This is a genomic window from Streptomyces sannanensis, assembly GCF_039536205.1.
Classification (GTDB): domain Bacteria; phylum Actinomycetota; class Actinomycetes; order Streptomycetales; family Streptomycetaceae; genus Streptomyces; species Streptomyces sannanensis.
In genome coordinates this window covers 4,948,561-4,961,167 of record NZ_BAAAYL010000001.1, presented here as the reverse complement: position 1 = coordinate 4,961,167, position 12,607 = coordinate 4,948,561, and the positions used below count along the sequence as shown (strand labels likewise).

The following is a 12,607-nucleotide window of genomic DNA, read 5'->3' as shown; positions in this document are numbered from 1 at the left end:
TGTTGCCTGCAGGGTGCCCGCGCCGGGCTTCTTCCCCCGCCCCGCCTCTTCACGGCCGACGCCGGAGGCCCCGCGCTCCGGGGGGGGGAGCTGCGGGGCCTCCGAGGCGTGCTGTGCGTCAGAGCTGCCAGCTGTGCGGCGCGTAGTAGCCGGTACGGCGCTCCAGGCGGCGCCAGCCGGCCGTGGAGCGGCCACGGGCCGGGGCAGCGGGCTGAGCGGCCGCGCGGGCCAGCAGGATCGCGGTGATCGCGGCCAGCTCCTCGGGCTCGGCGTTGCCCTTCTCGACGCGGAGCAGCGTGTCGGCGTTGGAAGTGCTCATGTGCAGTGTCCTCCTCGTGGGTTACTGCGGGGGGTTGCCGTGCTTGCGGGACGGCAGATCGGCGTGCTTGGTGCGGAGCATCGCGAGGGAGCCGATGAGCACCTCGCGGGTCTCGGCCGGGTCGATCACGTCATCGACCAGTCCTCGCTCGGCCGCGTAGTAGGGGTGCATGAGCTCCGCCTTGTACTCCTTGACCATGCGGGCGCGCATCGCCTCGGGGTCCTCCGCCTCCGCGATCTGCCGACGGAAGATCACGTTGGCGGCGCCCTCGGCGCCCATGACCGCGATCTCGTTGGTGGGCCACGCGTAGGTCAGGTCGGCGCCGATGGACTGGCTGTCCATCACGATGTACGCGCCGCCGTAGGCCTTGCGCAGGATCAGCGAGATCCGCGGCACGGTGGCGTTGCAGTACGCGTACAGCAGCTTGGCGCCGTGCCTGATGATTCCACCGTGCTCCTGGTCGACGCCGGGCAGGAAGCCGGGCACGTCCAGAAGAGTGATGATCGGGATATTGAAGGCATCGCACATCTGAACGAACCGGGCGGCCTTTTCGGACGCCTCGATGTCCAGCACACCCGCCAGCGACTGCGGCTGGTTGGCCACGATGCCCACGACCTGGCCGTCGAGGCGAGCCAGGGCGCAGATGATGTTGCGGGCCCAGCGCTCGTGGATCTCCAGGTAGTCGCCGTCGTCGACGAGCTCCTCGATCACCTTGTGCATGTCGTACGGACGGTTGCCGTCCGCCGGGACCAGGTCCAGCAGCACGTCGGAGCGGCGGTCCGCCGGGTCCTCGGAGTGCACGACCGGCGGATTCTCGCGGTTGTTCGACGGGAGCATCGAAAGCAGGTAGCGGACCTCCGCGATGCAGGTCTCCTCGTCGTCGTACGCGAAGTGCGCGACACCCGAGGTCTCGGCGTGCACATCAGCGCCGCCGAGGCCGTTCTGGGTGATCTCCTCACCGGTGACGGCCTTGACCACGTCCGGGCCGGTGATGAACATCTGCGAGGTCTCGCGGACCATGAACACGAAGTCCGTCAGCGCGGGCGAGTACGCGGCACCGCCCGCGCACGGGCCGAGCATCACCGAGATCTGCGGGATGACACCCGAGGCCTTGGTGTTGCGCTGGAAGATGCCGCCGTAGCCGGCGAGCGCCGAGACGCCTTCCTGGATACGGGCGCCGGCACCGTCGTTCAGCGACACCAGCGGCGCACCGGCCGCGATGGCCATGTCCATGATCTTGTGGATCTTGGTGGCGTGCGCCTCGCCGAGCGCACCTCCGAAGATCCGGAAGTCGTGCGCGTAGACGAAGACGGTCCGGCCCTCGACCGTGCCCCAGCCGGTGACCACACCGTCGGTGTACGGCTTCTTGGTCTCCAGCCCGAAGCCGACGGCCCGGTGCCGGCGCAGCTGCTCGACCTCCCGAAACGTTCCCGGGTCGAGCAGCAGCTCGATGCGCTCACGCGCGGTCAGCTTGCCCTTGGCGTGCTGCGCCTCGGTCGCACGGCCACTCGGCCCGCGCCGGGCCTCCTCACGCAGGGCGTGCAGCTCAGCCACACGCCCGCGAGCGTCATTCGGTTCGCCCGGCGTCACGTCCACATCGCTCATGTAGCGACCTTACGAAGTCGACCAAGACAATCACGCCGTCGACTCCGTACAGTCTCCCGCCCGGTTTCCTGGCGAGCCCGTACAGAACCGGCCTCGACACTGCCCGAGTGAACAGTTGCTCACCGCTTCTTTTTAGAGGGTTCCCATAACGCGGTGAGTGACCCCCTCCACACCGGGCGTGATCCGCAGCCGCAGCCCCCGCCCGGTGGCGAGCGCCTGGACGGAGGGGTCCCGGTGGGTGACGACGCGGACCGGACGGTTCCACCCGATCTCCAGCGGTTCGCCGCTCCTCGCCGGGCCCGACGCGCACAGGACGATGCGCGAGCGCCTTGGCCGGACCAGTACGCTCGCCGGCCCCGTGACGGCCGGCGGACCCACCGTACCGGGCTGCCGGAAGTCGGCAACCACGCACCCCAGGGATGCCACGACCACGGCCTGCCGGTGCGCACTGTTGGCGGGAATCTCCAGCCGGCCCTCGTCGTCGGCACGGGCGGCCGGCGTGCGCGCAGAGGCTCCGGACATCATCAGATAGGCGTATGACGCGTTCACCGGATCGGCCCATGGTCGAGCCAGAGGGTCTGGTACCGGCGGGTCGCGAGTTCCGGCGAGCTCGTGATGTTGTGATGGCCGCCCAGGAGCCGGTGCGGTCCTCGCGCAGGGTCCGCGGGGCTTCGGTACCGCCGGGGAGCCGGCCCGGGTGTACGGGGCGTGCAACCGGGAGACATGGGTGCGGGGGCCGTTCTCGCCGCCCGCGTCGCCCTTGAGGAACGGCCCCCAGCCCTGGTCGACATCCTGATGCGGCGGATGAGGCGGCGGCGAGCGCGCACACCGCACGGATTCTTCGCGCCATGGGGACTGCGTACTGGCGTCGCCACGACCCGGTCAACGAAGGGGCCGCTTCCTGGGTGCGGCAGTCCAAGAACCGCCGTCCGGAAGCCCAAGGGGGCGAGGGAAATCCGAGCAGACAGGTACTTGAATTTTGAACAGAGGGGGTCTACAGTCGATGTCGTTGAAGGTTGAACAACCCAGCCACGGGCGACCTCGACACGGGTCACCCCGATGGGCGCCCAGGAACCCACACCGCACGCCACATCCCAAGGAGCCGACCATGGGTCTCTTCAACCGCAAGAACACCGTCACTGCTGCCACCATCACAGAGGTCAACCCGGCCCTCGCCGCGCTGACCGGCACGTACACCATCGACCCGGCGCACAGCAGCATCGGTTTCACCGTGCGTCACGCGATGGTCACCAATGTCCGAGGCGCCTTCGGCGACCACGAGGGCACGCTGAAGCTGGACGGGTCCGACCCGTCCAAGTCCTCGGCCGTCATCGACGTCAAGATCGAGAGCGTCGACACCGGCATCGCGGACCGCGACGCCCACCTGCGCAGCGGCGACTTCTTCGACGCCGAGAAGTTCCCGCTGATGAGCTTCCGTTCCACCGGCGCGGAGGCCCTGGGCGGCGACAAGTACCGCATCAACGGCGACCTGACGATCAAGGACGTCACGCGCCCGCTCTCCATCGACCTGGAGTTCAACGGCACCGCCACCGACCCCTACGGCCAGCAGCGCGTCGGCTTCGAGGGCGGCGCCGAGATCCTGCGCTCCGACTGGGGTCTGACCTGGAACGCGGCGCTGGAGACCGGCGGTGTCGTGGTCAGCGACAAGGTCAAGCTGAACTTCGACATCTCCGCGATCAAGGCTGCCGCCTGACGGCTGGTCGGCTGGACGGCGGATCGATCGCCCTGCGGAAACCGGTGAACCCTCGTCCCGAACGTGATGGGACGGGGGTGGCCGGCGTCTGTTCCCCTGCCTTCCGCTCCCTCGCTTCCTTGCCCCCTGCTCCTGCACCTCACCAGCCCGCGCCTTTTCGCATCGCGGTGGCTTCGTTCGTCCCTGGTATACGGAGCCCGACGACACCGGCCCGTAGGCTACCGAGACCCGCCGCATCCCCGAGGGGCTGACGCGGCCCGCCTCCCACCGGCTGGCGGCCGCCGGGACGTAAGGCGGACCCAAACGCTGACGCGATCCCAGCCTCACAACCACGCAAGCCGCCAAGCCGCCAAGCCGAGGGCCGAACCCCAATCCGCGCACGCGCCAGTCCCACCCCCTCCACCCACGACCCGCTGCCCGGCCACGGCAAACCACCACCCACACACCCCGGCCGGGGCCCGGCCCCAGGGCCGCCCCCTCCAAACGCTTCTCGTGGGGGAGGGACGGCAGTCAATGGTGAAGCGAAGCGAGATCGCCGAAGATGACGCGACCGAAGGGAGCGCCCTTTACTGCCGACCCGGACCCGTCACACTCACACCAAGGCAGCCCCCCGTTATGTTTTTCGCGGTCCTGCAAGAGGGCCGCTGGCCTCCGGGCCCGGCATGACTGTGTCCCCCTGTCGAGCGATGACCTGGGGGTGGTCTCACCGGGCCCGAGAGGCGCCGTTGGAGACGCTGATGAGAGGTCCGACTACCGCCTGGCCTGGTGCAATGCCGGACCGTTTGCGGGCGGCAGGTCTGCATAACGTGGATGCGCACGTACGGCGCCAACGCCTTGGCCAGCACCGCACGAAGCCCGCTCGGGAGGATGGGTTGTACGACATCGGTGACGTGGGCGTCAGGCTCTCCTCCGCCTCGCCCGCCATCGCATCAGCGTGCTGTTCGCGATGCTCCGCGACGGCACCTTCTACGAACCCCGAACCCCACGCCTCGTTTGACGAAAGACATAGAGGCTCCCCGGCTTCGGCCTGTCGCTCGATGCGAGTTCCGAAATCCACCGATGAGTTCCGCAAGCTGGGCCGGTCTACCTCGCCGTACACCATCGAACCTCGGACCGGAGACCCACCATGACCACTCCCGCACACGCCGGTCGCATGCTGTTCGTGAACATCCCCGTGGCGGACATCGAGCGCAGCAAGGCGTTCTTCGCGCAGCTCGGGTTCAGCTACAACCCGATGTTCACCGACGAGACCGCCGCCTGCATGCTGGTCGGCGAGCAAGCCTCCGTCATGCTGCTCAGCCACGAAACATTCGCGCAGTTCGCGAAGCTGCCGATGGCCGATCCCACCACGCACACGCTGGCGCTCTACTGCTTCAGCGTGTCAGCCCGCGATGAGGTTGACACGGTCGCTGAGGCTGCGCTCGCCGCGGGCGGCTCCGAGGCGGATGGCCCCGAGGACCACGGCTTCATGTACTCGCGCAGCTTCTTCGACCTCGACGGCCACGGCTGGCAGGTCATGTGGATGGATCCGTCGAGCACCTCGGACAGCTCGACCTCCTGCACGCCCGCGAGAACGTGATCCTGCTCGGACCAACCACCGGGCACCGGCAAGACCCACCTCGCCGTCGCGCCCGGGATCCGCCATGAGGAAGGGCGAGAAGGAGCGGCCTACGGCCACGCGCCTCTGGGCTCGCTGCGCTCGCGCGTCGGCCGCACCTCCGCCTCGCCCGCATCAGCATGCTGTTCGCCATGCTCCGCGACGGCACCTTCTACGAACCCCGAACCCCACGCCTCCCTTGACGAAAGACATAGAGGCACCCCCCCACGAGACACCCCCACGAACCCGGCCCGCCACACCCACGCCCCGGCTCGAAATGTCCGCGTGATCCTCGATACTGAACTCGTCACCGTGGCCTTCGGCATGGACCCTGTGTGCCTCGTGATCTGCCTCACTCCTCGACCGCCCCCGGCTGCCTGCCAGAGGAACAGCCCATGGAACCGGAAATGAACACCACCCCGTCCGACGACGAGCGCGTCTCGGCACCACGCGCTGGCAGCTTCGCCGCGCATGGCCCGGCCCCGTCCGCGAGTACGAGGCCCAGCACGCCGAACGGCTGCTGAGTACATCGAGAATCAGAAACGCCCCGCCTGAGCGGGGCAGCGTTCCCCAGCGATGCGGCGGCGCTCCGCGCCGCCCGGCTCAGGATGCGTTTCCTCCCGGGCGTGAACGCCCGGGGTTCCTCGCAAGATCGGGCTGAAGAAGAAGCTGCCGCACCAACGCCTCCGCCCCGTCGAGGAGCTCGACCTCCCGTCGGCTCAGGTTCGGGTCGGCGGCCCTCCTGGCCCGGGCATCGACCAGGGCGAGCGTGCCGTCGGCGTGCGCGAGCAGCGCGGCGAGTACCGCGCGGGCGCCTTCCGCAGCCTCGATCGTGGGGTCGACGGCTGCCTGTGCCAGGATCACGGCCGACATCCCCCAGTCCAGCCCGGCCGGGCCCTCCGCGGTGTTGCTCCAGTCGATGACCATCGGTCCGTCCGGCGTGAGCATCACGTTGTCCGGGTGCAGGTCGAGGTGCAGGGTCCGGGCCGCGGGGTCGGTCGAGACCCGGGCCGGGATGGCGTGCAGGCGGCGGAGCAGCTCGGCGAGCATCGCGCCGGCCCCCTCCGGGGTCGTCTCACCGCGCATCAGGGACTGGAGCATGGTCGGGCCGGACAGTCGCTGCAGAACCAGGTCGGTATGTGACGCCGCCGGCCGGACGCGGGGCACTGGATATCCGTTGTCGCCCAGATACGCCATGACAACAGCCTCGGCGGTGGCGTCACCACCATCGCGGTAGCGGCGAAGCACCCACTGGCCGTCGATGGCGTACACGTCTGCGCTGCGGCCGGAGCCGAGCAGTTCCCCGAACACTTCCCCCGTCTCCATGGCGGCGAACCTATCAGCCCTGACCAGGAGTTCAGGAACGATCGTTCTTGACCGATCGTTCTCAAACCTCTACCGTCTTCGGCATGGGACGACCACGCGCCTTCGACCAGGACCAGGCCATCCGCACGGCGGCCGAACTGTTCGCCGCTCACGGGTACGAGGGGACCTCCGTCGACGACCTCGTCAACGGGCTCGGCGTACACCGGGGCAGCCTTTACAAGGTGTTCGGGAGCAAGCGCGGGCTGTATCTCGCCGCGCTGCGGCAGCACATCGACGAGCAGGTGTTGCCGGCGTCCGAAGCACTCACCGCTTCGGCGGATCTCGCGGCGGCTCTCGGCGCGGCGGCCTCGACGTACGACAACGGCCCCGCGGCGGGGCTGGTGTTGCTGGCCGCGGCCGAGCAGGCGGCGCATGACCCGGACGTGGCCGCACTGGTGGCGGAGGCGTTCGGGGCGCTGGACCGGGCTGTCGAGACGGTCCTGGCCGCATCCGGTCAGGATCCGGAGACGGTCCCGCACCTCGCCGCCGCGCTCGGCGCGACCGTACTGGGGCTGCGGCTGCGCTCGCGCGCCATGCCCGCCGAAGCGCGTCCCCTGCTCACCCTCGCGAACCGGATTGGAGCCTGACATGGCCCGCGTCACCATCGAGAACGACGTACTCACCGTCGAGGTACAAGGCCTCGACAAGGTCTGGGCGCTCAAGAGCCGGCTGGAAATACCCCTCAGAAACGTCCGCGGCGCCACCCATGACCCGGGGATCGCCCATGAGCCCAGGGGCATCAAGACCGGCGGCACGTACATGCCCGGGGTCATCACCGCCGGGAGGTTCATCCGCCAGGGCGAGATGGTCTTCTGGGATGTGAAGAACCCCGAGAAGACCGTTGTCATCGAACTCGCCGACGAGCGGTACGCCCGCCTGGTCGTCGAGGTCGACGACCCGCGGGCGGTGGTCTCCATGATCGAGCAGGCGCGGAGCTAGAAGACCGATGAAGATCTTGCTCCGACCGCCCGACTCGCCCCGGATTGCCAGTAAATGTCAATCGCCATGAACCGGTGCAAGCCGGGCGTGATTCCAAGATCTTCAGGACACTCCTAGAGCCCGCGCCCGACACGCCCCTGGCACCGCCGGGGGGAGTCGAATGCCTGGTAAACCCGGATCAGGATCAAGCCGACAAAGCTCCCTGAATCCGGCGAAGGGCAGACAAGTGGACCACCCCAAGATCGACGACTCTCCCCCACCCGCGCCGTCCTCCGTGGGCTGGCGGCAGCGCGTCCTCGAACGCGAAGCCTCGGCAACCGCGGGTGCCGCTGCCTCCGTCCAGGCGGAACAGGCGGAAGGGGCCGGCGGCACCCGCGCGGGTACGGTCATGCGGACGCTCGTATGGTCCGCGGCGCTGCTGCTCACCATGTTCATGCTGTTCGTGATCGCGCGGCTGCCGTGGCTCGGCGACCTCGGTATTCACGCGGCGACGATCGAGAGGCTGCGTGCGAATCTCATCCACCCCGGCAGCCCGCAGGTCGACGCGGCCACCGACAGCCCGTACTACTCGCCCTGGACCGTGCTGCTCGGCTTTGTTGCCGGGGCGACCGGGCTGGACGTGTTCACCGTTCTTCGCATCGGGGCGCTGATCAGCCTCTCCCTGCTGCTGACCGGCGTCTGGCACTTCACTCGGACGCTCAGTTCCCGCCGGGCGGCACCGCCGCTGGCGGTGCTCTGTCTGCTACTGCTCTGGGGACCGCCGTGGCTGGCGTGGAGCGGTTTCCTGGAGCTGGGTTCGCTCACTCTGACGATCTCGTACCCGAGCACCTTCGTGATCGCGCTCTCCTTCCACTTCTGGGCGCTGCTCACGAAGGCGTTGCGTGCCGCGGCCTCCTGGCCGGCGTTCCTGGGGCTCGGGCTTCTGTGGGCGGTGATCCTGCTCAGCCACCAGTATTCGGGGGTGGTCGCCACCTTCGGGGCGCTGGCCCTGCTGCTCGGTGCACGGCCGTGGCCTGCCCGGGAGACCCTGCTGCGACTGGGGGCCGGGATCGTGCTGGGTGTCGCCTGGATCGCCATGTGGCCGTACTACTCGTTCTTCTCGCTGTTCGGCTTCGAGGGGCTGGAGGAGATCCACCGTCCGCTGTACAGCAATCTGCCGACGCGGTTCGGCATTGTGCTGGTCGGGGTGATCGCCCTGGTGTTCCGGTGGCGGCGGGACCGGCGCGATCCGCTGGTGATCTTCTTCGCGCTGGGGACGGCGATGGTCGCGGTCGGCGACCTCACCGGCCACTGGTCGTGGGGCAGGGTGCTGCCCGCGGCCATCATCCCGGCCCAGCTGGCCACCGCTCTCGCGATGGCGGAGGGCCGCAAGGTCTTCCTGGCGTTGTCGAGCGCCGCGCTGCTGTCCGGGGCGTGGGCGCAGGTCGGCACGCTCGGTTATGCCGTCCCCGCCGACATGCTGCCGCAGGCGGTGCGGCAGAAGACCTGGCCGACGTGGCAGGGCCTGAAGTGGATGACCCGCTGGGTGAAGCCCGGCGACACCGTCATGTCGTCACCGACCGCCAATGTGATGATCCCTGCGTACGGTGCCTATACCGTCGCGCCCGGCTACGACGACATTTTCCTGCCGGACCAGCAGGAACGGTATGCCGCCGTCGGGCGCTTCTTCGCATCCGGAACACCACGCGAGGAACAGCTGGACATCCTGGGCCGCTACAAGGTCAAGTGGGTCCTGCGATGGGGCTTCGAGGGCGGGCTGCCCCCGGACGACGCGGCGCTGCGGCTCGTGGACATCGGGCCCGACGGCCGGGAGCTGTACCAGGTGGTGGGCCGGGAGAAGGCCTAGAACTGGCCTAGAACCCGCCTCCGCCGCCGAAGTCACCGCCACCGGAACCGCCGTCGAACCCGCCGCCGAAGTCGGATGCCCCGAAGTCGGAGGCGTCGAAGTCGGCACCCGAGACATCGCCGCCCTCGTAGCCGGCGATGCCGAAGTCGCCGCCGCCGTACTCGTTGGCGTAGGCGGGGCTGGCGAGCATATGGCCGAGCACGGTCCCCACCAGCAGGCCGGGCAGCATGCCTCCGCCGAAGTAGCCCCCGGCCCAGGGTCCGTACGCGGGCCCCGCCTCCCAGTACGGGCGGCGGCCCCGCTCGGTCTCGACCGTGCGGGCCATCGGGTCCTCGCCGTCCTCGATACGGGCGGCGTCGGCGGCGCAGACCGGGACGTCACGCTCGGTGCCGCCCTCCGGGATCCAGGCGACGTCGGTGGTGGAGGGGCCGTGGCGCGGGTCGAAGAAGCAGGGGGCGCGGCGTTCCGGGAGCGGGCGGTGTTCGCGGCGGGCGGCGAGGACGGCGAGCGAGAAGCGGCCGCTCTCCAGGGCCTCGGTGACACGGCGGACGTCGTGCGGGCGCTGGGCGGAGGCCATCCGGGACTTGGCGGTCTCGTAGGCGTCGAGGGCCCGTTCGTAGTCGGCGCGCATGACGTCGTCGGCGCCGGCTTCCGCGGGGTGGAAGTCGAGCCGGTCGAGTTCCTCGCCGTACGCGGTGATGTCCTCGTCGACGACGACACGGAGCTTGTCGAGAGCGGCGCGTTCCTCCTCGGCCGTGCGCCGCCGGTTGCGGCGGATGACGGCGTACGCACCGACGCCGCCCGCGGCGAGCACCGCCGCCAGGGTGATCAGGCCGGAGGCGGAGGCCTTTCCACTGCTCGAGCTGCCTCCGCTCCAGGAGGCGGGGGCACTGCCGCGGGCCTGCCGCAGGGCCTGGTCGACGAACGCGTTCAGCTGGGTCGCGGCGTCGGTGGCGGTGCCGGGAGCCTTGACGGCGGTGACGAGGTTGCGGACGGCCTGGGTGGGCATCACCGCGTGGTCGGCGCCCGCGTTGAAGCCGTCGCCGAGCCGTACGGCGTACACTCCGACGATCCCGGTGTCGGTGCGGAGGTTCCGCAGCAGCGTGTCCGGTGGGAACTCCGCGGCCTTGGGGAGCACGGCCACGAACACCGGCTTGCCGGCGTCCTCGATCTTCTTCTCGAGCGCGACGGCCTGGGCGGGCGAGAGCTGCGCGGAGGCGCGCGGGTCGACGTACACCGGGCCCTGTCTGAGGGCGTCGGCCACGTCGGAGACTCCGGTGGCGGCGCGTATCGGAGCACCCGCGGCCACCAGGGCGAGCAGCAGTCCGGACAGGATCAGGAGCAGCCTCGACCACATACCACGAAATTACCCCAAGTGGGATAGTCCGGATAATTCAGCCGAGGCCGTCTGCTGTCCCGCCGTTCTGCCGTCCTGCTGATGCCGCGGCTACTCCGCCGGCTCGACCCCGGCCTTCAGCAGCCCGTACGTGTAGGCGTCCTCGAGTGCCTGCATGGAGGCCGCGATGACATTGGGGGCGACACCGACGGTGGACCATTCGCCGGTGCTGTCCGTCGTGGTGATCAGCACGCGGGTGATCGACTGGGTGCCGTGCTTGCCCTCCAGGATGCGGACCTTGTAGTCCACCAGTTCCATCTTGGCCAGCTGGGGGTAGATCTTCTCCAGGCCGACGCGCAGCGCGAGGTCGAGCGCGTTCACCGGGCCGTTGCCCTCGGCGGTGGCGACGATGCGCTCGCCCTTAGCCCACAGCTTCACGGTGGCCTCGTTGGCGTGCGAACCGTCCGGGCGGTCCTCGGTGATGGCGCGCCACGACTCCGTACGGAAGTAGCGGCGGGCCCGGCCCTCGACCTCCTCGCGGAGCAGCAGTTCGAAGGAGGCGTCGGCGGCCTCGTAGGTGTAGCCGTTGAGCTCGCGCTCCTTGACGCGCTCGACGACCCGGCCGACGAGTTCGCGGTTGCCGCCGAGGTCGATGCCGAGCTCCTTGCCCTTGAGCTCGACGGAGGCGCGGCCCGCCATGTCGGAGACCAGCATCCGCATGGTGTTGCCGACGAGTTCGGGGTCGATGTGCTGGTAGAGGTCCGGGTCGACCTTGATGGCGGAGGCGTGCAGGCCGGCCTTGTGGGCGAAGGCGGAGACACCCACATAGGGCTGGTGGGTGGAGGGCGTGAGGTTGACGACCTCGGCGATGGCGTGGGAGATCCGGGTCATCTCCTGAAGGGCGCCCTCGGGAAGCACCTTCCTGCCGTACTTGATCTCCAGCGCGGCGACGACCGGGAAGAGGTTGGCGTTGCCGACGCGCTCGCCGTAGCCGTTGGCGGTGCACTGGACGTGGGTGGCGCCCGCGTCGACGGCGGCGAGCGTGTTGGCGACCGCACAGCCGGTGTCGTCCTGGGCGTGGATGCCGAGGCGGGCACCGGTGTCCGCGAGGACGGTGGAGACGACCGCCGACACCTGGGCCGGCAGCATGCCGCCGTTGGTGTCGCACAGGACGACGACATCGGCGCCCGCCTCGGCGGCAGCGCGGACGACGCGCTTGGCGTAGGCGGGGTTGGCGCGATAGCCGTCGAAGAAGTGCTCGCAGTCGACGAAGACCCTGCGGCCCTGGGAGCGCAGGTACGAGACGGTGTCGCGGACCATCTCCACGTTCTCGTCGAGGGTGGTGCGCAGGGCCTTCTCGACATGGCGGTCGTGTGCCTTGGCGACCAGGGTGATCACCGGGGCGCCGGAGTCGAGGAGTGCCTTGACCTGGAGGTCCTCGGCGGCGGTGGCTCCGGCCCGGCGGGTGGCACCGAAGGCGACCAGCTGGGCGTTCCGGAAGCTGATCTCCTTCTTCGCGCGGGCGAAGAACTCGGTGTCGCGTGGGTTGGCGCCCGGCCAGCCGCCCTCGATGAAGCCCACGCCGAAGTCGTCCAGGTACCGGGCGATGGTCAGCTTGTCCGCCACGGTGAGGTTGATGCCCTCACGCTGGGCGCCGTCGCGCAGTGTGGTGTCGAAGACATGGAAGCTGTCGTCGGGACCTGTCGTGGTCATGGCTGTGGTGACTCCTGTCGGGTGAGTGGTTCCGGAATTCCGGGCTCCACTTGCCCCCATCATCGCGCGTGGGTCCGACTCGGCCGTGAGTGGGGCCGGGAAACGAAAAAACCTCTCGCGGGTGCGAGAGGTCTGCGCGCGGGTCTGGGGCACGATGACCGCTGCCGCGGAAG

The 12,607-nt window shown here is 69.5% G+C and carries 11 protein-coding genes; 5 read left to right on the top strand and 6 right to left on the bottom strand.

Annotated features, from left to right (window positions below; translation table 11 throughout):
• Window positions 1-118: 118 nt before the first annotated feature.
• The 3 genes from ABD858_RS23270 to ABD858_RS23260 all read right to left on the bottom strand — a co-directional run bounded on the left by ABD858_RS23270 (window position 119) and on the right by ABD858_RS23260 (window position 2,473).
• The gene (locus ABD858_RS23270) at window positions 119-319 is read right to left on the bottom strand and encodes an acyl-CoA carboxylase subunit epsilon (protein ID WP_345040793.1); all 201 of its coding nucleotides are present in this window, start codon (window positions 317-319) and stop codon (window positions 119-121) included.
• A gap of 21 nt (window positions 320-340) precedes the next feature.
• Window positions 341-1,924, bottom strand: coding sequence for an acyl-CoA carboxylase subunit beta (locus tag ABD858_RS23265; RefSeq protein WP_345040790.1), 1,584 nt, complete (start codon window positions 1,922-1,924; stop codon window positions 341-343).
• 132 nt (window positions 1,925-2,056) lie between these two features.
• Window positions 2,057-2,473 (bottom strand): polysaccharide lyase beta-sandwich domain-containing protein, encoded by a 417-nt coding sequence (locus tag ABD858_RS23260; protein ID WP_345040788.1) that lies wholly within the window; start codon window positions 2,471-2,473, stop codon window positions 2,057-2,059.
• Window positions 2,474-3,032: 559 nt separating this feature from the next.
• Between ABD858_RS23260 and ABD858_RS23255 the strand changes: the two genes are divergently transcribed.
• Together ABD858_RS23255 and ABD858_RS23250 are read left to right on the top strand one after the other, a co-directional pair.
• Entirely contained in the window at window positions 3,033-3,638 is a 606-nt protein-coding gene (locus ABD858_RS23255; protein ID WP_345040786.1) for a YceI family protein, read from the top strand.
• Window positions 3,639-4,791: 1,153 nt separating this feature from the next.
• Complete coding sequence (locus ABD858_RS23250) at window positions 4,792-5,217, top strand: VOC family protein (protein WP_345040783.1); 426 nt, start codon at window positions 4,792-4,794, stop codon at window positions 5,215-5,217.
• Window positions 5,218-5,838: 621 nt separating this feature from the next.
• On the opposite strand, the gene ABD858_RS23245 is transcribed toward ABD858_RS23250, so the two are convergent.
• Window positions 5,839-6,561 carry a phosphotransferase gene (locus ABD858_RS23245; protein WP_345040780.1) on the bottom strand — a complete coding sequence of 241 codons (723 nt, stop codon included), beginning with the start codon at window positions 6,559-6,561 and terminating at the stop codon, window positions 5,839-5,841.
• Window positions 6,562-6,644: 83 nt separating this feature from the next.
• Between ABD858_RS23245 and ABD858_RS23240 the strand changes: the two genes are divergently transcribed.
• The 3 genes from ABD858_RS23240 (at window position 6,645) to ABD858_RS23230 (ending at window position 9,385) form a co-directional block, all read left to right on the top strand.
• On the top strand, window positions 6,645-7,187 hold the full coding sequence (locus tag ABD858_RS23240) for a TetR/AcrR family transcriptional regulator (RefSeq protein ID WP_345040777.1): 543 nt from the start codon (window positions 6,645-6,647) through the stop codon (window positions 7,185-7,187).
• 1 nt (window position 7,188) lies between these two features.
• Window positions 7,189-7,539, top strand: coding sequence for a hypothetical protein (locus ABD858_RS23235; RefSeq protein WP_345040775.1), 351 nt, complete (start codon window positions 7,189-7,191; stop codon window positions 7,537-7,539).
• Between the two features lie 226 nt (window positions 7,540-7,765).
• On the top strand, window positions 7,766-9,385 hold the full coding sequence (locus ABD858_RS23230; protein WP_345040773.1) for a hypothetical protein: 1,620 nt from the start codon (window positions 7,766-7,768) through the stop codon (window positions 9,383-9,385).
• 7 nt (window positions 9,386-9,392) lie between these two features.
• Here the strand turns inward: ABD858_RS23230 and ABD858_RS23225 are convergent, their stop codons facing one another.
• Window positions 9,393-10,742 carry a hypothetical protein gene (locus tag ABD858_RS23225; RefSeq protein WP_345040771.1) on the bottom strand — a complete coding sequence of 450 codons (1,350 nt, stop codon included), beginning with the start codon at window positions 10,740-10,742 and terminating at the stop codon, window positions 9,393-9,395.
• Between the two features lie 90 nt (window positions 10,743-10,832).
• Window positions 10,833-12,434 (bottom strand): citramalate synthase, encoded by a 1,602-nt coding sequence (cimA, locus tag ABD858_RS23220; protein WP_345040769.1) that lies wholly within the window; start codon window positions 12,432-12,434, stop codon window positions 10,833-10,835.
• Window positions 12,435-12,607: the final 173 nt, after the last annotated feature.